This is a genomic window from Pedobacter sp. Bi27, from assembly GCF_918698255.1.
In the GTDB taxonomy this organism is placed as follows: Bacteria; Bacteroidota; Bacteroidia; order Sphingobacteriales; family Sphingobacteriaceae; genus Pedobacter.
Genome location: NZ_CAKKMW010000008.1, coordinates 120670 through 139369, shown reverse-complemented (window position 1 = coordinate 139369; position 18700 = coordinate 120670). Strand labels below are relative to the sequence as shown.

The 18700-nt window shown below is 38.4% G+C and carries 20 protein-coding genes; 11 read left to right on the top strand and 9 right to left on the bottom strand.

Annotated elements, in window-relative coordinates:
- Positions 1-17: 17 nt before the first annotated feature.
- Positions 18-575 carry a C40 family peptidase gene (locus LQ227_RS22485; protein WP_131029491.1) on the bottom strand — a complete coding sequence of 186 codons (558 nt, stop codon included), beginning with the start codon at positions 573-575 and terminating at the stop codon, positions 18-20.
- A 496-nt stretch (positions 576-1071) separates the two neighbouring features.
- Between LQ227_RS22485 and pdhA the strand changes: the two genes are divergently transcribed.
- The 8 genes from pdhA to LQ227_RS22445 all read left to right on the top strand — a co-directional run bounded on the left by pdhA (position 1072) and on the right by LQ227_RS22445 (position 9764).
- The gene (pdhA, locus tag LQ227_RS22480) at positions 1072-2067 is read left to right on the top strand and encodes a pyruvate dehydrogenase (acetyl-transferring) E1 component subunit alpha (RefSeq protein ID WP_029274973.1); all 996 of its coding nucleotides are present in this window, start codon (positions 1072-1074) and stop codon (positions 2065-2067) included.
- Between the two features lie 30 nt (positions 2068-2097).
- Complete coding sequence (locus LQ227_RS22475; RefSeq protein WP_230143344.1) at positions 2098-3774, top strand: dihydrolipoamide acetyltransferase family protein; 1677 nt, start codon at positions 2098-2100, stop codon at positions 3772-3774.
- A gap of 146 nt (positions 3775-3920) precedes the next feature.
- Complete coding sequence (locus tag LQ227_RS22470) at positions 3921-5699, top strand: DUF885 family protein (RefSeq protein WP_230143343.1); 1779 nt, start codon at positions 3921-3923, stop codon at positions 5697-5699.
- 138 nt (positions 5700-5837) lie between these two features.
- Entirely contained in the window at positions 5838-6389 is a 552-nt protein-coding gene (locus LQ227_RS22465; RefSeq protein WP_029274968.1) for a cupin domain-containing protein, read from the top strand.
- Positions 6390-6457: 68 nt separating this feature from the next.
- Positions 6458-7690, top strand: coding sequence for a serine hydrolase (locus tag LQ227_RS22460; protein WP_230143341.1), 1233 nt, complete (start codon positions 6458-6460; stop codon positions 7688-7690).
- A 5-nt stretch (positions 7691-7695) separates the two neighbouring features.
- On the top strand, positions 7696-8679 hold the full coding sequence (locus LQ227_RS22455; RefSeq protein ID WP_230151204.1) for a hypothetical protein: 984 nt from the start codon (positions 7696-7698) through the stop codon (positions 8677-8679).
- 23 nt (positions 8680-8702) lie between these two features.
- Entirely contained in the window at positions 8703-9008 is a 306-nt protein-coding gene (locus LQ227_RS22450) for a YbaB/EbfC family nucleoid-associated protein (protein WP_230151202.1), read from the top strand.
- 78 nt (positions 9009-9086) lie between these two features.
- The gene (locus LQ227_RS22445; RefSeq protein ID WP_230151200.1) at positions 9087-9764 is read left to right on the top strand and encodes a metal-dependent hydrolase; all 678 of its coding nucleotides are present in this window, start codon (positions 9087-9089) and stop codon (positions 9762-9764) included.
- 266 nt (positions 9765-10030) lie between these two features.
- Here LQ227_RS22445 and LQ227_RS22440 read toward each other — a convergent pair whose 3' ends face one another.
- From LQ227_RS22440 to polA, 3 genes are all read right to left on the bottom strand, one after another.
- The gene (locus LQ227_RS22440) at positions 10031-10375 is read right to left on the bottom strand and encodes a hypothetical protein (RefSeq protein ID WP_230151198.1); all 345 of its coding nucleotides are present in this window, start codon (positions 10373-10375) and stop codon (positions 10031-10033) included.
- Between the two features lie 104 nt (positions 10376-10479).
- Positions 10480-11349, bottom strand: coding sequence for an energy transducer TonB (locus tag LQ227_RS22435; RefSeq protein ID WP_230143332.1), 870 nt, complete (start codon positions 11347-11349; stop codon positions 10480-10482).
- Positions 11350-11369: 20 nt separating this feature from the next.
- Positions 11370-14177 carry a DNA polymerase I gene (gene polA / locus LQ227_RS22430; protein ID WP_230143330.1) on the bottom strand — a complete coding sequence of 936 codons (2808 nt, stop codon included), beginning with the start codon at positions 14175-14177 and terminating at the stop codon, positions 11370-11372.
- A gap of 158 nt (positions 14178-14335) precedes the next feature.
- Here polA and LQ227_RS22425 point away from each other — a divergent pair, with 158 nt between their 5' ends.
- Positions 14336-14980, top strand: a complete 645-nt coding sequence (locus tag LQ227_RS22425; RefSeq protein ID WP_230151196.1) for a hypothetical protein — start codon at positions 14336-14338, stop codon at positions 14978-14980.
- Between the two features lie 79 nt (positions 14981-15059).
- The gene (locus LQ227_RS22420) at positions 15060-15740 is read left to right on the top strand and encodes a hypothetical protein (RefSeq protein WP_230151194.1); all 681 of its coding nucleotides are present in this window, start codon (positions 15060-15062) and stop codon (positions 15738-15740) included.
- A 93-nt stretch (positions 15741-15833) separates the two neighbouring features.
- On the opposite strand, the gene LQ227_RS22415 is transcribed toward LQ227_RS22420, so the two are convergent.
- From LQ227_RS22415 to LQ227_RS22405, 3 genes are all read right to left on the bottom strand, one after another.
- Positions 15834-16424 (bottom strand): DNA-3-methyladenine glycosylase I, encoded by a 591-nt coding sequence (locus LQ227_RS22415; protein ID WP_230143325.1) that lies wholly within the window; start codon positions 16422-16424, stop codon positions 15834-15836.
- Between the two features lie 40 nt (positions 16425-16464).
- Positions 16465-16839 carry a four helix bundle protein gene (locus tag LQ227_RS22410; protein ID WP_230143324.1) on the bottom strand — a complete coding sequence of 125 codons (375 nt, stop codon included), beginning with the start codon at positions 16837-16839 and terminating at the stop codon, positions 16465-16467.
- Positions 16840-16944: 105 nt separating this feature from the next.
- The gene (locus LQ227_RS22405; RefSeq protein ID WP_230143321.1) at positions 16945-17298 is read right to left on the bottom strand and encodes a carboxymuconolactone decarboxylase family protein; all 354 of its coding nucleotides are present in this window, start codon (positions 17296-17298) and stop codon (positions 16945-16947) included.
- Between the two features lie 51 nt (positions 17299-17349).
- Between LQ227_RS22405 and LQ227_RS22400 the strand changes: the two genes are divergently transcribed.
- Positions 17350-17709 carry a hypothetical protein gene (locus LQ227_RS22400; protein WP_230143319.1) on the top strand — a complete coding sequence of 120 codons (360 nt, stop codon included), beginning with the start codon at positions 17350-17352 and terminating at the stop codon, positions 17707-17709.
- Here LQ227_RS22400 and LQ227_RS22395 read toward each other — a convergent pair.
- The gene (locus LQ227_RS22395) at positions 17699-18031 is read right to left on the bottom strand and encodes an MGMT family protein (protein ID WP_230143318.1); all 333 of its coding nucleotides are present in this window, start codon (positions 18029-18031) and stop codon (positions 17699-17701) included. The genes LQ227_RS22400 and LQ227_RS22395 overlap by 11 nt on opposite strands.
- On the bottom strand, positions 18031-18681 hold the full coding sequence (trmB, locus tag LQ227_RS22390) for a tRNA (guanosine(46)-N7)-methyltransferase TrmB (protein WP_230143459.1): 651 nt from the start codon (positions 18679-18681) through the stop codon (positions 18031-18033). Before trmB ends, LQ227_RS22395 begins: the two co-directional genes overlap by 1 nt.
- Positions 18682-18700: the final 19 nt, after the last annotated feature.

Below are 18700 nucleotides of genomic sequence, written 5' to 3'. Positions count from 1 at the left end.
GCTAACTGTTAACTGAACTATTCTACTGTAAATTCTTTCTTAAAAGATTCTAAAACGCGACCGCCTTTGTAAAAATAGCGGCTGTAATAAGGCTCATTCAGGTTGCTGATTACTACACCACGAGAACTTGATGCATGTGCAAATCTGTTATCGCCCAGGTAAATACCAACATGTGAAATACTTCTGCTTTTAATCTTAAAGAAAACTAAATCGCCCTCTTTTAAATCTTCTTTAGACAGTGGATCCACCATACTAAAAATATCGCGCGAATTTCTTCTGATGGTAGTGTTGAAAACTTTATCGTAAATCGCTTTAGTGAAAGCCGAACAATCGATCCCTCTTTTGGTGTTTCCACCATAACTATAAGGTGTTCCGATCCATTCGTAAATAAACTTGTACAGTTTTAAGTTCGAAGTTGCATCTACCGCAACACCCATAACCTGCGAAAAATATTGTGATGCAAGGTTGTCGGGATCATTTAATTCTTTACCAGATTCTTTTGTTTTTGTTTGCGCAAATGCGGCTGAGAGCGTACAAATAGCAATTAGAGTAGAAAACAAAATTTTTTTAATCATGTTATACAGTTATGTTTGGGTATTCACTTACACATTAACGTACACCACATGGGCTTATTGTTGGTTACCAAAAGTATTAATTATACAAATGTTATCCAAATGTTAGACGTTAAAAAACGAAAGTTATTAACATTTTTGTTTTCCATTCATCATTTTTTGTGATAAACGCCTCCTAAAAAATTCATCTTTTCTCAAAAAACGATTTACATCAGTACGCTAAACAGGAATAATTCGATTTTATTTTAAATTACGAGAATAAGCGTATATACAGAATTAAATTTCAGAATAAATTGATTCCATATTATGATAAAGGGTGTTGATTTAATTATAAGAAATCGCTGTTAAATCGATATCGGCGGCCGGGCTTTATATTTAATTGTAAAACAACTGTTAAATCTGATTACAACCCTAATACTATGATGTTTTTACACTAAAAAGTGCCAAAAATTACAATAAAAAAATTAGATTTGCTGTCGCAAAAAACAAATACCCTAAAATGAGTGCAGTAGAAATAAATAAAGATACCTGGTTAAAGTGGTTTGAGTCGATGTTGCTTATGCGCAAATTCGAAGAAAAAACTGGCCAGTTATACGGACAACAAAAAATACGTGGCTTTTGTCATTTATACATTGGACAAGAAGCTGTAGTTGCAGGTGCAATATCTGCAATGCAAAAAGGTGATTCAATGATTACAACATACCGTGATCATGCTCATGCCTTAGCTTTAGGAGTTAGTGCTGATAGTATTATGGCAGAAATGTACGGTAAAGCTACAGGTTGCTCTAAAGGTAAAGGTGGTTCAATGCACATGTTCAGTAAAGAGCATAACTTCTACGGTGGTCATGCAATTGTTGGCGGTCAGATTCCGTTAGGTGCTGGCGTTGCTTTTGCAGAAAAATACAAAGGAACTGACAATGTTAACATTTGTTATATGGGCGATGGTGCTGTGCGCCAGGGTGCATTAAACGAAACTTTTAACATGGCCATGCTTTGGAAATTGCCTGTTATTTTTGTTTGCGAAAACAACGGTTATGCAATGGGTACCTCAGTACAACGTACCACTAACATGACCGATATTTATAAAATAGGTTTAGGTTTTGATATGCCATGTGCGCCAGTTGATGGTATGGATCCGGTTGCTGTTCACAATGCAATGGACGAAGCGATCCAACGTGCACGTAAAGGTGAAGGACCTACTTTCTTGGAAATGAGAACTTATCGTTACCGTGGTCACTCGATGTCAGATCCGGCAAAATACCGTACCAAAGAAGAATTAGAAGATTATAAAGCAAAAGATCCAGTTGAGCATGCAAGAGAAACGATTCTTAAAGAAAAGTATGCAGACCAAGCCTGGATTGAAGAAGTAGAAGCTAAAGTAAAGGCAATTGTAGATCAGGCAGTAAAATTTGCCGAAGAATCTCCTTGGCCTGATGCATCTGAATTATACAAAGATGTATATATGCAACAGGACTACCCTTACGTAATGGACTAATATTAATAAGATTTCAATTAATTAGATATAATGGCTGATGTAATTAAAATGCCCAAAATGAGCGACACCATGACCGAAGGGGTTTTGGCGAAGTGGCATAAAAAAGTGGGCGATAAAGTGAAAAGCGGCGATGTTTTAGCAGAAGTAGAAACTGACAAAGCAACAATGGATATGGAATCTTATTGGGATGGGACTCTTTTATACGTAGGTGTAGAAGAAGGAACAGCTGTTCCCGTTGATGCAATCATGGCCGTTATTGGTAAAGAAGGCGAAGATTATAAAGCAGCATTAGAGGCAGAAAAAGGTGCAGAAGCCCCAAAAGTAGAAAGCACTGAAGCCCCAAAAGCTGAAGAGAAAAAAGAAGAGGCAGCACCAGCTCAGGGTGGCGGCTTAAGCGAAGAAGAATTAGCCGCAAAAGGTGTTACGGTTATCCGCATGCCTTTATTAAGCGATACCATGACTGAAGGCGTTATTGCTGAATGGCATAAAAAAGTTGGCGATAAAGTAAAAGATGATGATGTTCTTGCTGATGTAGAAACCGATAAGGCAACTATGGAAGTAATGGGCTATGCAACCGGAACTTTATTACACATTGGTGTAGAGAAAGGTGCTGCTGCAAAAGTGAACGGAATTATCGCTATCGTTGGTCCTGAAGGAACTGATGTGAGTGGAATTTTAGCGGGCGGCTCAGCTCCGGCTCCAAAAGCCGAAAGTGCTGAAGCACCTAAAGAAGAAAAATCTGCAAATGTTGCAGAAATTGAAACACCAAGAACCTCATCATGTGGTACAACTGCAGACAACGCCGATAGCCGCGTTAAAGCATCTCCTTTAGCTAAGAAAATTGCTAAAGATAAAGGGATCGATTTAGCACAGGTTGCGGGTAGTGCAGAAGGTGGACGTATCATTAAAAAAGATATCGAAAACTTTAAACCAAGTGCAGCGCCAGCAAAATCAGAATCTGCATCAGCTCCGGCTGCAGAGAAAGCTGCTGCACCAGCACCAGTTATTCCTCAATTTGTTGGTGAAGTTAAATTTACAGAAGCTCCGGTTTCGCAGATGCGTAAAGTAATTGCAAAGCGTTTGGCAGAAAGTTTATTTACTGCTCCACACTTCTACTTAACCATCAGCATTGATATGGACAATGCAATGGCTGCCCGTACGGCAATCAACGCTGTTGCTCCGGTTAAGGTTTCTTTCAACGATATCGTAATTAAAGCGGTTGCTGTTGCATTGAAAAAACACCCGGCTGTTAACTCATCATGGGGTGGCGATAAAATCAGATTTAACGAACATACCAACATTGGTGTAGCGATGGCTGTTGAAGATGGTTTATTGGTGCCAGTAGTGCGTTTTGCTGATGGCAAATCTTTATCACACATCTCTGCAGAAGTAAAAGATTTTGGTGGTAAAGCAAAAGCTAAAAAATTACAACCAGCAGATTGGGAAGGCTCTACTTTCACCGTATCTAACTTAGGTATGTTTGGTATTGATGAGTTTACTTCAATCATCAATTCTCCTGATGGTGCAATTTTATCAGTAGGTGCTATACAACAGGTTCCTGTTGTTAAAAACGGCGCTGTTGTTCCTGGTAACGTAATGAAATTGACTTTAGGTTGCGATCACCGTGTGGTGGATGGCGCAACCGGAGCACAGTTCTTACAAACATTAAAAGGTTTATTAGAAGAGCCAATCAGGTTATTAGCCTAATCAATTAGCAATTCGCAGTTTTCAGTTTAGTACTGATTATATATTAAAGCCATCCTTAAAAAGGGATGGCTTTTTTGCGTTAAGGGGAGCCACTCGTAAATGGCTAATAATTTGCTATTTTTGATTAGAACCTTAACCCAAAATAGATGAAAAAGATATTTCTTTTTGCTGCCTGTATTACAGTGTTTACTGCCTGTAAACAAAAAAGCAGTTCAGACAATACTACCGAAAACAAAGCTTTTGCAGCCCTGTGCGAACAATACTACCAGGAAGGATTAAAACTGAACCCCATTAACGCCACCTATATTGGCGACGAGCGTTATAACGACCTTTTAGCCAACGATGGGTCACAAGCCTATATAAAAGAATTTAAAAGCTATAGCGAACGCTATTTAGATAGCCTTGGCAAATACGATAGAGAAAGCCTAAGTGCAAACGACAAATTATCTTTCGATTATTTAAAAGATCAGTTGGATATCAATATCGAAGGACTTAAATATCACTTCGAATACCTGCCGTTTAACCAGATGTTTGCTTTGCCTTTAACCATTGGTCAGTTTGGCGCTGGTACGGGTATCCAGCCTTTTAAAACAGTAAAAAATTATGAAGATTGGTTAAAACGTATTGGTGCATTTTCGGTATGGGCCGATACTGCCATTGGCAATTTTAAAAAAGGTGCTGCCGCCGGCATTGTATTGCCAAAAGCATTGGTGATTAAAATGATCCCTCAAATGCAGAGTATGGTTGTAGCCACACCGGAAGAAAGTCTGTTTTACGGGCCAATCAAATTAATGCCTGCAAGTTTTTCTGCGGCAGATAAACAAAAGTTAACAGAAGCTTACCGCAATTCGATCACTAAAGTAATTATCCCTACCTATAAAAAACTGGGCGATTACCTGCAGAACGAATATCTACCAAAAACAAGAACTACCTCAGGCTATTCTGCCATGCCGGGTGGTTTGGCCTGGTACACTTACCTGGTTAAACAACAAACTACCACCAATAAAACGCCCGAGGAGATCTATCAAACGGGCTTAAAAGAAGTTGCCAGGATTAAAGGCCAAATGGATAGCATCAAAAACTTTGTTGGCTTTAAGGGCGATTTGAAAGCTTTTTTCGAGTACATGAAAACAGACAAAAAATTCATGCCTTATAAAACACCAAAAGAAGTTTTAGCTGCTTTTGAAAACATCCACCAGCGCATGAAACCCAATCTGAAAAAAATGTTTGATGTTGAACCTAAAACACCTTTCGAAATCCGCCAAACAGAGGCTTTCAGAGCAGCATCGGCCAGTGCAGAGTATAATCCAGGTTCGGCTGACGGGTCTCGTCCAGGGATCTTTTATGTACCAATTTTGGACGCTAAAACATTTAACACCACTTCGGGCATGGAATCTCTTTTTCTTCACGAGGCAATTCCAGGTCACCATTACCAGATTTCTTTAACACAAGAAAATAAATCACTTCCTAATTTCCGCCGTTTTGGTGGACATAATGCTTATGTAGAGGGTTGGGCATTGTATTGCGAATCGTTGGGTAAAGAACTAGGCTTGTATCAAGATCCTTACCAGCATATGGGCGCTTTGGGCGATGAAATGCATAGGGCAATCCGTTTAGTGGTTGATGTGGCCATCCATACCAAAAACATGAGCAGAGAAGAAGCTATAAAATACATGACAGACAATGAGGCCATCAGCACTGAAGGTGCAACAGCAGAAATTGAACGTTATATGGGCATACCTGCACAAGCTTTAGGCTATAAAACCGGAGCAATGAAAATAAGAGAGTTGAGAACCAAATATGAAAAAGAATTAGGTCCGAAATTTAAACTGGCAGCTTTCCATACTGCAGTTTTAAAAGATGGATCGTTCCCTTTATCTGTTTTTGAAGCGAAGATGGATAGCTGGGCAGAAAGCCAGAAGTAGAACAGTCTGTCATTGCAGGGAGGAACGAAAAAAGCCTTCTCGCAATGACGACCATTTATATAAATCTGCGGGAGAAAAGATCGCGATCTGTAAACCCTTTGCCCATTACTTTGTTAACTATTAAAACACCCCCAAATCATGGACAAAGAAAAATTGATACAAGAAGCCTACCTGGTTGCACATAAAATAGAGGAAAATGGCAATTTCCCGAACAATCCCACTTTACCGTTAATGATTTACAAAGGTACGTTCAGGTTGCATCCTGATGATACCGAAGAAGTAATCAAGAAAGTTTTCGCGCAGAACGGGTATACCAATGCCTGGGTTGATGGTATTTTTGATTACCACCACTACCATAGCAATACGCACGAAGTAATGGGTGTATTTTGTGGCAAGGCCGATGTACAGTTTGGAGGCGATCATGGTGTTTGTATAGAACTGGATAAAGGTGATGTAATTATTATTCCTGCAGGTGTAGCACATAAAAAACTGAACTCAACCGACGACTTCACTGTTGTTGGTGCATACCCGAATGGCTCAGACTACGATATTAAATATGGCAAAGCCGAAGAACGGCCCGAGGCAGATGAAACCATCGCCAAAGTGAAAAATCCAGACAGCGACCCCGTTTATGGAAGTAAAGGTCACTTATTTGAATGCTGGTACAATCAAAATTGCGAAAATGTGTAAAACTCTTTCGTTTTAACCGTCTAAAATTCTTTAATTTTCGGGTTTTAAATACACTATCCCTATTATAAATGAATTTTCGATATATATGTTCAGCATTAGCCCTCTCTGTAACTTTACTAACTGCATGTTCAAGCAAAAAATCTGAAGAGAAAAAGGCCGCTGAAAAAAAAATCCGCACCAAAGACGACGACAAAGCTGATAGCCTTCTATTGGTTTATAATCCACAAAAAGGTGATAAATGGGTAGCTGATTTTGTAGATAACCTACACCGGAAATTCAATTTTAACGGAAATATGCTGGTAGCCAAAGATGGAAAAATTCTTTACGAAAAAGCCGTTGGATGGGCCGACTATCTGCACCGCGATAGCTTAACCATCAACTCAGAGTTTGAGCTGGCTTCAATTACCAAAACCTTTACCGGCACAGCCATCATGCAATTGGTAGAAGCTGGAAAACTTTCATTGAACGATAATGTAAAAAAATTCTATCCTAATTTCCCATACGAGGGCATAACGGTGAAATTATTGCTTTCTCACCGCAGCGGCATGATGAACTATGTTTATTTCATTGACGATATCTGGCGCAAGGAAAAACGCAACATGAAAAAAGGCGTAACCAATCAGGAAGTAATGAATGTTATTGCCGAGCGGAAACCAAACCCTTATACTAAACCCGATAACCGTTTTCACTACAACAACTCAAACTTTATGGTTTTGGGTGCCATTATAGAAAAGGTTACCGGACAACGTTACTCGCAGTATATGATGGAACATGTGTTTAAACCAGCAGGATTAAAGCACACGCATGTGTACAGCACCACTGAATATGAAAAAATTCCGGTAGATGTGGTTGGTCATGATCGAAATAGTTTCAGATATTCTGTTGCGCAGAATTTTTTAGACGGTCCTGTTGGAGATAAAGGCATTTATAGCACGGTACACGATTTGGTATTATTTGATAAATACTTAAAAAACGGAAGATTACTAACCAAAAAGAGCCTGGATTCGGCGTATGTAGGTCGCAATAAACCTATTAACGGCCATTTTAACTATGGTTATGGCTGGAGAATATTCGATGGCGAGAAGATGGACAAAGTAGTTTATCATACGGGTTGGTGGCATGGTTTCCGTCATATTTATGTGCGAGATTTAGACAAAAACATTGTAATTATATTTTTAGGCAATCTTACTAACGGAAGTTTGATGCATCTTGACGAACTTTATAAACACTTCAATATGCCGGTTATCCGTAAAGGGGCTTACCATGGCAACGGAAGTTTGCCGGGTTCTGACGAAGATTAATTTTTATGGCAAAAACTAAATGGATTATTGAGCCAAGCAAGTTGATTATCTATCCGAAAAGAAATTTAAGGATAGTTGGGCTTATATTTTTTGTATTAATTGCGGCCATTATTTTCTTTTTATCGAGATCGGAAAAGGACTATTCTACCGGCCTCACGCTTGGATATTATGGCGTCCTGTTATTAATTCCGTTACTACTGATTTTTATTGCTGAAACAAAAGTAATTTTTGATGGCAACAGCAGGGTTCTATATAAGAAGATTGGTTTTTTGCCAACAGGTTCAATCCCCTTTGACGATATTGCTTCGGTACAGGCTTACGAAATCATGGGTAGTGGATATAATTACAGGCTGTTTAAAAAAAGTAACCGGCATGGCAAGGGTATAATCGTCTCCAGCGGTTATAGCAAAGCCACCAATCCGAATCTGATTCAATTTCAACAGGAAGTTCTTCCAAAAATCGATGAACTTGTTTTTGCAAATGCACCAGTAATTCCTAAACAAACTATTTACGACTTTCAGTTTTTTAAAGAAGAGGGTGGCGTGTACCTATTGCGCGATAATAAGATAGGCAGCTTAATCATTGGATTGATTTTGATAGGAGTTACCGTTTCGATATTGCTTAACCCAGATTTTTTAACAAACGAAGGTTCTTTTCAAAAAATATTACTCACCTATTTTCCAGCGATTATTGGTTTAGCACTTCTTTTTGCAGCAACCTCCAACATCCGTTTTGATAAAAGCCAACGGAAAATTATCCGCTCCACTTTTGCTGGCCGTGTGTTAAAAGAATATCCATTTGATGACCTGATCCGTTTCCAGATTATCCGCAAAACAACCAATCTTATTTATTCTGGTACCGAAGTTAGGGCAGAGATTTTATTGCCTGCCAAAAACAAAACAACCACTTTAATCCTTAAAAGCTTTATAGGCACTAAAAAGATTGAGCGCTTTCTTGATGAAGCCAATACGATTTTAGGCCGGATTTAATTTTATAATAAAAACAACAAGTTATGTTCGATAAATTATTTGCGGCTCAACAAAAAGCCGAGGAAATTAAAAAACGCCTTGATACGATCTCAGTATTTGGCGAAGTTGAAAATGGTGCCATAAAAATCACCGCTACAGCAAACAAGGCCATCACCGGAATTTCCATTGATGAGGCGTTTTTGAAAAATGCCGATAAGGAAGAATTAGAAGAACTTCTATTAACAGCTATTAATAAAGCTATGACAAGTGCTGAACAGGTTAGTGCAGCCGAAATGCAGGCGTCAGCGCAAGATATGCTTGGGGGCTTAGGCGGTATGTTTGGGCAATAAAACCATTAGTTAACTTAACTGTTTATCCTAAGAAGAATCGATCTTGCTACTTGAGACTCAAATCTTGATCCTATTATTATGAAATACACTTATTACGGCCAATCTTGCTTCCTATTAGAGGCAGCCGGCAAAAAATTACTATTCGATCCGTTTATATCACATAATCCGTTAGCTAAAAATATAGATATTAAAGCTATTGAGGCTGATTATATCCTGGTAAGTCATGGGCATAGCGATCACGTGGCTGATCTGATAACACTAGCAAAGCAAACGCAAGCGACCGTTATTGCCATGCCAGAAGTAGTAGATTGGGCAAGTAAACAAGGCGTAGAAAAAGTACACGGAATGAATTTTGGCAAATTCAATTTCGATTGGGGAACTGTACGCATGGTGCCTGCAACCCACTCATCGGGTTTGCCAGATGGAAGTTATGGAGGAAACCCGGCAGGCTTTGTACTTGAAGTAGATGGCAAACAGATTTACTTTGCAGGAGATACAGGTTTAACCATTGAGATGAAAGTTTTGGCTGATATTTACAACCTGGATTATGCCATTTTACCTATCGGCGGAAATTATACCATGGATGTTGATGATGCTTTGGTTGCGACTAAATATTTCGACTGTGACAATGTAATCGGCGTACACTACAATACCTTTCCGGTAATCGAAATTGATACTCAGGCTGCGTTAGATAAATTTAAACGCGAAAACAAAACTTTATTGTTGCCAGAAATTGGTGAGACGATAAACTTATAGTTTCAGCGAACCGTCATTTCGAGAGATAATTTATTTCACAAGATCAATATGAATGACAGGGGAATTTAAGAGAATATACCGTCATTTCGACTGAAGCTTACCGATTCTTCATCGGTAGCGTAATGGAGAAATCTTTAAACTTTTAGGTAACACAGTTCAAAGATCTCTCCACTTCGCTTTGCTTCGGTCGAGATGACGACTGAGCGCATAAAACAAAAAAGGGCCTCCGATTTTCATTGGAGACCCTTCAAATTATAAACCTGAACCTAATTCTTTTTAGCAGCAGCAGCTTTATTTGCTTTGTAACGCATATCAGCTGTTCCGTCTTTTTTAGTTGGACCAGCAACTTTAGTTACCGCTTTTGCTTTATTTTCTTTAAAACGCATGTCTGGCGTACCATCTGCTTTTACTTTAGCAGCTGTAGTAGTTGTTTTAGTTTCTACTTTTTTAGCCTCTTGTTTTACGCCTGCTTTAACAGGTGTTGTCGTTGTTTTTACTTCTTTTTTAGCAACTGTTTTAGCTTTAGCTGCAGGAGCCGTAGCCGGCGTTTGAGCAAATGCTGTTGTTAAACCAAATGCTGCGATTGCGATTAAACTCAATAACTTTTTCATAATTTTCGATTTTTGTTTTACTCGTTTATTTATTGATATAAAATTGATTAATCGGGATGAAGTTTTAATGAAGATAACGAATATTTTTATTTTTTGTAATACAACTACCTTAAAGTAAAATTAATATTGATGTTGTACGATACAGCTATGGGATTACCAAATAATGTACCTGGAATCCAATTTGGTGATTGCTGCGTAACCCTGATTGCCTCTTCACTTAAACTTGCACTAGGTGACGAAATAATTTTAATATCTTCTATTGTGCCAGTTTTATTTACTGTGAATGATAAATAAACTTTCCCTTGGGTTTTAACCCGATGATCTTCTACAGGATACCTGATATTTCTGCTCAGATATACATAAAATTGCTTCATGCCTCCCGGAAAAAACGGCTCCGTGCTAACATCGGCTTTGGCTACAGGTTTACCGTCGATAGCTAGATATGCACTATCGGTTACTTTATTTTTACTATCGTACGCTTCTTTAAGTGCCAGGTTGCCGTTCTCGTAAAGAATCTTCCATTCGCCCAATTTCTTTCCATTGCTATAATTGCCGCTTATTTTTGTAGCACCATTTTTCCAATAGGTGGTATATGCTCCATTGAGCTTATCTTCTTGATATACTTTCGATTCTTTTGGCTTACCATCAAGGTCAAAGCTCGTCCACAAACCTGTTTTTTTATTGTCGAGATAAAAACCCTTCAATGAAACTTTTTCATTGTTGTACTCTTCATATTCGCCGTTTAGCGTTTTAAGTTTTTTATCGGTGAAAGTTTCCGTTTTAACAATAGTGTGTTTGGCATTAAAGGTTGTTTTGATCCAAACACTATCCTTTCTGTAAACTTTATAAGTTTCACCTGTTTTGGCTACCGTTTTAGCATAATCACCAAAGCTATAGGTTATTAAGGTGTCGCTTTTCTGTGCAAATACATTAAGCGAAATAAAACTGAAAACGATGATTAAGGTTCTTTTCATCACATGTATTTCATTATCCCTTAATGCGCAGCCAGCCAATTATCTCCCTCACCAATTTCTACCACAATGGGTACCGTGAGTTTAATGGCATTGGCCATTTTATCCTGAATAATTGCTTTCATCGTTTCTTTTTCTGATCTCAGTACATCAAACACCAACTCATCATGTACCTGCATGGTCATGGTTGACTGTAAATTCTGTGCTTTCATTTCTTTATGGATATTGATCATGGCAATCTTAATCATATCGGCTGCAGAACCTTGAATGGGTGCATTAATGGCATTTCGTTCTGCAAAACCTCTTACGGTTTGGTTGGCAGAGTTAATATCTCTTAAATAACGTCTTCTGCCCATTATCGTTTCTACAAATCCGTTCTCGCGTGCAAAGTTCATGGTATCGCTCATGTAACGTTTAATACCTGGGTATTGCGCAAAATATTGTTCTATAATTTCTGCTGCTTCTTTGCGTGGAATACCTAAATTTTGTGATAAACCAAAAGCAGACTGACCATAAATAATTCCGAAGTTAACGGCTTTGGCATTTCTGCGCTGTGTTCCATCTACTTCTTCGATGCTTACGCCATACACTTTAGCTGCTGTTGCCGTGTGGATATCGATCCCCTTGTTAAACGCATCGAGCATATTCTCTTCCTTGCTGATTTCGGCTATAATGCGCAATTCTATCTGCGAATAATCGGCCGATAACAAAATGTGGTTTTCATCCCTTGCAATAAAGGCTTTGCGCACCTCTCTGCCACGCTCGGTACGGATCGGAATATTCTGTAAATTCGGGTTATTGGAGCTTAATCTTCCTGTTGCCGCAACAGCCTGATTGTAGGATGTATGCACTCTACCTGTTTTAGGGTTAACCATTAAAGGCAGTGCATCAACATAGGTAGATTTAAGTTTCTGTAACTGGCGGAAGTCTAAAATATCCTGTACAATATCACTTTTGCTGGCTAAGGCCATTAAAACGTCTTCTCCGGTTTGGTACTGACCGGTTTTCGTTTTTTTAGCTTTCGGATCTAACTGAAGTTTATCAAATAAAACCTCTCCCAATTGCTTTGGCGAAGCAAGATTAAATTTAATTCCTGCTTTGTCGTAAACATTCTGTTCGAACTTGATAATTTCAGTTTCGAGCTCTTTGGAATAAGCTTTTAAGGTTTCGATATCAATGCGAACACCTTCTTTCTCTATGTCTGCCAAAACATAAACTAAAGGGTTCTCAATTTCTTCGGCTAGTTTGGCCGCATTTAGTTCTTTTAATTTTGGTTCGAAGATGTGCGCTAATTGTAAGGTCACATCGGCATCTTCGGCAGCGTAATCTACCACATCTATTACTGGCACATCACGCATGGTGCCTTGGTTTTTGCCTTTTGCACCAATCAATTTGGTAATAGAAATTGGTGAATAACCAAGGTAGTTTTCTGATAATACATCCATACCATGGCGGGTATCAGGGTCGATTAAATAGTGGGCAAGCATGGTATCAAAAAGTTTACCTTTCACCTGAACACCATACCATTTCAACACTAAAATATCGTATTTGGTATTCTGACCAATTTTTTCAATTTCTTCATTTTCCAATACGACTCTAAATTCGTCGACGATAACCTGAGCTTCTTCTCTCACTGCCGGAACCGGAATGTAATAACCTGTGCCTGGTTTTATGGAGAAAGATAAACCAACTAAATCGGCCATGTTTGCATCGGTACCGGTAGTTTCCGTATCAAATGAGATGCGTTTTTCGGCAAGCAATGACTTAATTAGATCTGCACGTTGCTCAGCAGTGTCAACCAACTGGTAATCGTGTTCTGTATTTTCTATGGTTTTAGCCGGAAGCTTTTCTACTGGTTCCTCTTCAAGTGTATTGGTATATTGAATGGCTTCACCTGCTTGGTTTCCAAATAAATCTGTCTGCGTACCTTCCTGAAAGCGTGCTGTCGTAACGGAAAATTCATCGCCAAATACCCTGCGACCTAAAGTTCTGAACTCTAATTCGGTAAATAGCGGTTCTAATAAATCGCGGCTCGGATCGCAGAGTTCCAAACTTGCTTCATCCAATTCAACAGGAACATCCAATAAAATAGTAGCCAGTTTTTTTGAGATTAAACCTTGCTCTGCAAAATTTTCTACGTTTTCGCGCTGTTTACCTTTTAGTTCGTGCGAATTTGCAATAATGTTCTCCATAGAGCCATATTGTTTGATCAAAGCTTTCGCTGTTTTCTCGCCTATGCCTGGGATGCCCGGGATATTATCTACCGCATCGCCCCATAAACCTAAAATATCGATTACCTGTAATACATTTTCGATCTCCCATTTGGCCAATACTTCCTTTACGCCCAATATTTCCATATCGTTACCCATACGGGAAGGTTTGTAAATAAAAATATTTTCAGAAACCAATTGTGCAAAATCCTTATCTGGCGTCATGCAGTAAACCTGATAGCCTTTTTGTTCTGCCTTTTTAGCCAGTGTACCAATAATATCATCGGCCTCGTAACCATCTGAGGTGATTACTGGAATATTAAAACCCGTAATTAATTTGATCACATAAGGCATTGCCGCAGCCAGATCTTCCGGCATAGCCTGACGATGTGCTTTATACGCTTCGAAAGAAGTATGCCTTTCAGTCGGCGCCTCGGTATCGAAAACAACTGCAATGTGTGTTGGTTTTTCTTTCTTCAAAACATCTAACAAAGTATTGGTAAAGCCCATTACTGCCGATGTATTAATGCCTGTTGAGGTGAAACGAGGGTTTTTACTTAATGCAAAATGCGCCCTGTACATCAGCGCCATACCATCTAGGAGAAAGAGTTTTTTATTCATGTGATTACACCTATTTTATGATTATACCGACAAACAGATTTATCGGATGATAAAAGTAACCAAAGTTAGTCATATCACTAAAATGCTTTATCAACAAAAAAAATAAATTATTTATTGAAATCTCTTACTTTAAGCATCATTTATAAAAAAACGCTTTTATGAAAACTTTCTTTACCTTAATTTTTTGCATGACGGCCTGCTTAACCAAGGCTCAGTTCCCATCCGATACCTTGATTACCTATATCACTTTCGAAAACCTAAAAGGACCCGATGATGGTTATGGCGCGTCAATCGATCGGCCAATAGGCAGTGGTGCCTTTAAAAACATATCCGATCGGGATAATTTAAGAGTAAGAATGGCCAAACTCGAAAATTCTTACCGCTGGCCTGATGGATCAAAAATCGACTTTACTAAAAGAAATAGTCAACATTCAAATACAGGTATTGTAGATCGTTATACTTTGATAAATCCAACTACAAAAGATACGCTATTTCTCTTTGTTGATCCCTATAAAACCGATTCTACATTTTATATTCCAAAGGGAATGGTTGTTGTTAACAAAGAAGTTTTGGCAAAAGAAATTGCCGTACAGCTAAAATCAATCGAGGATATTAACGCCGCTAAAGATGTTTTTGCCAATGAACAGGAAAACATTAATAAGATTGCCAACTATATTGCCATTAATATCGGACTGGTTAATTTTATTGATCGGGAAAGTCTGCGTAAAGTGATGACTGATACTCAAGCTGATCCAGAGCTAAAGAATCATTTATTAATTTTCAAAAAGAACATCCTGATGTAGCGACTGGAAATATCAAAATTAATCTGAATTAGTATGTTTTGGAATTAAGTTCCGTTATTTGTGAAAAGCAATTAAGCATATGAAATTTCTATTATCTGTTTTTCTTTTCTTACTTACGCTAAATCAACTTTCAGCCCAGGATTTTATTGTTAAAAACAACGATGATGTCATCCGTGGAACGATAAAGGGCACTGATTATTTTTCGGTTTTTATTAGCGCCAATGATGAAGCCGATGTGATTTTGCCTGCAAAGGATGTTAAGAACTTCTTTTGGAACGGTGATAGCTTTTTGAGCAAGGGTTTTGCAAATGGGCGCAATTTCGAATACCGTTTTGTTAAGATAATCGAAATGGGTACAGTTAATCTTTATTCTTTTGGCGGAGGTACCTTAGTTCCCGCAGTAAAAGAGAAAAAAGTAAAATTCAGACCGTCAATTGGTATTGGAACAGGAACCGGTGGTTATGGTGGCATGGGTATGGGTGGAGGCATTAGCATCGGCAGTGGCCGTAATGCTGCACCAGAGAGACCAGCAGGTGCGCCTGTTGTTCGTTACTTTATTGAAAAACCAGGTGCTGGTCCTTTACAGGAAGTACCTATGAAGGCGATAACCGAAGACACTAAAAAAACTGAAATTAAAAATATTTTATTGCAAAAAATAGGCGACCAACCTACTTTAAAAGCTAAAGTTGAAGCTGGGACAGATTTTAATAGCAGAGATGTAATTGAATGGGTTAAGGAATATAACGCCACAAAGAAGTAGCGCTAGGATTCCGGGTTGATTATAGGATTGCAAGATCCTCTTGCATAAAATATTTAAACAAACTGGCTCCTGGTCGCTGCAAAAAAGTAAACATTATCTTGCACAACAGTTTAATAAATGGTCATTAACCATGCCGGTTGCCTGCATATGTGCATAACAGATGTTGGTGCCGAAAAATTTGAAGCCACGTTTTTTCATGTCTTTACTAATCTGATCGGAAAGTTCGGTTCTTGGCGGAACATCACTCATTTTTTCGATCTGATTTTGGATCGGTTTACCATCAGGAACAAAACTCCACATGTACTTAGAAAAGCTTCCAAATTCCTTCTGGATTTCGATGAACAATTTAGCGTTGGTAATGGCTCCTTTAACTTTTAAACGATTGCGGATAATACCTTCATCGTTCATCAGCCGCTCTACATCTTTTTCAGTAAAAGCCGCTACTTTGTTCACCTCAAAATCGGCGAAAGCTTTACGGTAGTTCTCCCGTCTTCTGAGAATAGTAATCCAGCTTAAGCCAGCCTGCGCACCTTCGAGGATCAGGAATTCGAATAAAATTTTATCATCATAAACAGGCTTTCCCCATTCTTCATCGTGATATTTGATATAGAGTGGATCGGAGCCTGCCCAGGCACAGCGGGTTATTGAGTTTGGAGTTTGGGGTTGGGAGTTTTGAGTCGGCATAGGGCTAAGATTGGAGCTTGGAGTCATCCAAAGCAACGTATTAAAACAATTTGATTAAGAACTTTTCCGGGTTTTTCATCATGTATACCAATAACTTTGCAACTTCTTCTGCTTGATTATTTAACATATTAAACTCATCCTCAAAAATGTAGCTACAGGCCAGAGCGAATTCCAGCCAGGTTTGAGTTTCACCGTTTTCAGTATCAGCATCAGAAAGCTTACTAACAAAATGGTTTGGGTATTTTCTTTTTCTATAAGCCTCTGCCAAGTTCGCGCAAACACTTCTTGAGCATCTTCTGATCTGATCTGTTAGACTATATTTTTCTTCTGATGGAAACCGTTTAGAGATATGGAATATTTCCATTGAAAGTTTAAATCCTTTTTGATAAGCCAATAAATCCTTAATTGTTCCCATAAACTAAATATAAAAATATTCAATGGCATTATTTAGTGCATTTTTAAGAACTCTACTCTAAAATCTAACAGCCCCAGTCTGGGACATGCAAGGAAACTCCCAACTCTAAACTCCTGACTCCAAACTTAGCTCATCCCAATACTCCACCGCTCTCCTGTAATGTGGAATTACAATACTGCCACCCACAAGATTGGCGATCATGAAAATTTCGTTCATCTCATCATGGTTTACACCAGCATCGAAACACTTGCCCAAATGGTATTTAATGCAATCATCACAACGCAAAACCATTGAGGCTACAAGGCCTAACATCTCTTTCGTTTTAACATCTAAGGCTCCATCAGCATAGGAGGTGGTATCGAGTGCAAAAAATCGTTTAATATTTGTATTCGCCGTCTCCATAATTCTATCGTTCATTTTTTCACGATAGCCATTAAATTCTTCTACAAGCTTTCCCATATTTTAAAATCTTTTTTAACTGTTATTTGTTAGGGATATAAACATTTGATTATGAAAATGATATCTCCAAAATTTCATGCCGTTTTAGATTACCTATTGGTAATGCTTTTGTTGGCTTCGCCAGATATTTTTGGCCTTTCTAAAACCGCTTCAACACTGGCTTACACATTGGGCGTCATTCATTTTTTATTAACGATAACCACCAATTTCAGCGGGGGTATTTTTAAAATCATTAATCTTAAACTCCACGGCCTTATCGAGTTTTTCGTTAGTATTGTTCTAGTAATTTTAGCATTTACGCTTTTTAAAGGAAATTTAACCGACGAAATCTTCTATGCCTGCTTAGGTTTATTGATTCTGATTATTTTTACCCTTACCGATTATAAACGAAGTTTGCCTGTTATACTGTAATTTCTTCGAGCGGATTCCAGAATACTTTTTTAAAGTTTACCACCTTATCGTCCTTCACTTCAACGCCTTCTTTCTTTAACAGTTCCTCCATTAGTTCGGGCGGTTTGAAATGAAACTTTCCGGTTAGCAAACCACTACTGTTTACCACCCTATGGGCAGGCACAACAGGATGGGCTGTTCCGGCATAAAGCATGGCATGTCCAACCATTCTTGATGATTTTGCTGCACCTAAACTTTTCGCGATAGCTCCATAAGATGTAACCCTCCCTTTCGGAATTAACCGGGCAATCTCATAAACCTGTTCGTAAAAGTTAGTATCCATTATTCAAAAGAAAATTGAATATAATTAATATTTTTATCGTGTAACAAGTATTTTTTCTCGTAATAGGTTTTGATCGACAATACTTCATCAACCAGTTCAGAAGTATACAGATGATCGGTATTTTTATGTACAGGCAATCCTAATTCTGCAACCTTTTCGCACGTATAAGCATACAATTGGTCGTTATCCGTTTTCAAATTAACATTGCCACCTGGTTTTAAAACAAGTTTATAGCGGTTCAGGAATGCGGGGAAAGTCAAACGTTTTTTTTCACGGCTATCTTGTAGTTGCGGATCGGGAAAGGTGATCCAGATCTCGTCAATTTCTCCTTCGTTGAAATAATCCAATAAATTTTCAATCTGGATTCTTAAAAAAGCAACGTTGTTAATTCCATCTTCAATAGCTGTTTTTGCGCCTCTCCAAATGCGGTTACCCTTATAATCAACACCTATAAAGTTTTTTTCAGGAAACAACCTGGCTAAGTTTACCGAATATTCGCCTTTTCCACATGCCAGTTCGAGCACAATGGGATTCGTATTTTTAAAATGTGCTGAAGCCCAGTTTCCCTTTAAAGTTTTTCCTTGTTCTAATTGATATACGTTTGCAAATGTTTCAATTTCTGCAAAACGCCTAAGTTTATCTTTACCCAAAAGTTTTTTTTTCTGCAAA

Bases quoted from the DNA above. Each gene is read 5' to 3' on its own strand.
- LQ227_RS22485 (WP_131029491.1), bottom strand. From the start codon at position 575: ATGATTAAAAAAATTTTGTTTTCTACTCTAATTGCTATTTGTACGCTC.
- pdhA (WP_029274973.1), top strand. From the start codon at position 1,072: ATGAGTGCAGTAGAAATAAATAAAGATACCTGGTTAAAGTGGTTTGAG.
- LQ227_RS22475 (WP_230143344.1), top strand. From the start codon at position 2,098: ATGGCTGATGTAATTAAAATGCCCAAAATGAGCGACACCATGACCGAA.
- LQ227_RS22470 (WP_230143343.1), top strand. From the start codon at position 3,921: ATGAAAAAGATATTTCTTTTTGCTGCCTGTATTACAGTGTTTACTGCC.
- LQ227_RS22465 (WP_029274968.1), top strand. From the start codon at position 5,838: ATGGACAAAGAAAAATTGATACAAGAAGCCTACCTGGTTGCACATAAA.
- LQ227_RS22460 (WP_230143341.1), top strand. From the start codon at position 6,458: ATGAATTTTCGATATATATGTTCAGCATTAGCCCTCTCTGTAACTTTA.
- LQ227_RS22455 (WP_230151204.1), top strand. From the start codon at position 7,696: ATGGCAAAAACTAAATGGATTATTGAGCCAAGCAAGTTGATTATCTAT.
- LQ227_RS22450 (WP_230151202.1), top strand. From the start codon at position 8,703: ATGTTCGATAAATTATTTGCGGCTCAACAAAAAGCCGAGGAAATTAAA.
- LQ227_RS22445 (WP_230151200.1), top strand. From the start codon at position 9,087: ATGAAATACACTTATTACGGCCAATCTTGCTTCCTATTAGAGGCAGCC.
- LQ227_RS22440 (WP_230151198.1), bottom strand. From the start codon at position 10,375: ATGAAAAAGTTATTGAGTTTAATCGCAATCGCAGCATTTGGTTTAACA.
- LQ227_RS22435 (WP_230143332.1), bottom strand. From the start codon at position 11,349: ATGAAAAGAACCTTAATCATCGTTTTCAGTTTTATTTCGCTTAATGTA.
- polA (WP_230143330.1), bottom strand. From the start codon at position 14,177: ATGAATAAAAAACTCTTTCTCCTAGATGGTATGGCGCTGATGTACAGG.
- LQ227_RS22425 (WP_230151196.1), top strand. From the start codon at position 14,336: ATGAAAACTTTCTTTACCTTAATTTTTTGCATGACGGCCTGCTTAACC.
- LQ227_RS22420 (WP_230151194.1), top strand. From the start codon at position 15,060: ATGAAATTTCTATTATCTGTTTTTCTTTTCTTACTTACGCTAAATCAA.
- LQ227_RS22415 (WP_230143325.1), bottom strand. From the start codon at position 16,424: ATGCCGACTCAAAACTCCCAACCCCAAACTCCAAACTCAATAACCCGC.
- LQ227_RS22410 (WP_230143324.1), bottom strand. From the start codon at position 16,839: ATGGGAACAATTAAGGATTTATTGGCTTATCAAAAAGGATTTAAACTT.
- LQ227_RS22405 (WP_230143321.1), bottom strand. From the start codon at position 17,298: ATGGGAAAGCTTGTAGAAGAATTTAATGGCTATCGTGAAAAAATGAAC.
- LQ227_RS22400 (WP_230143319.1), top strand. From the start codon at position 17,350: ATGAAAATGATATCTCCAAAATTTCATGCCGTTTTAGATTACCTATTG.
- LQ227_RS22395 (WP_230143318.1), bottom strand. From the start codon at position 18,031: ATGGATACTAACTTTTACGAACAGGTTTATGAGATTGCCCGGTTAATT.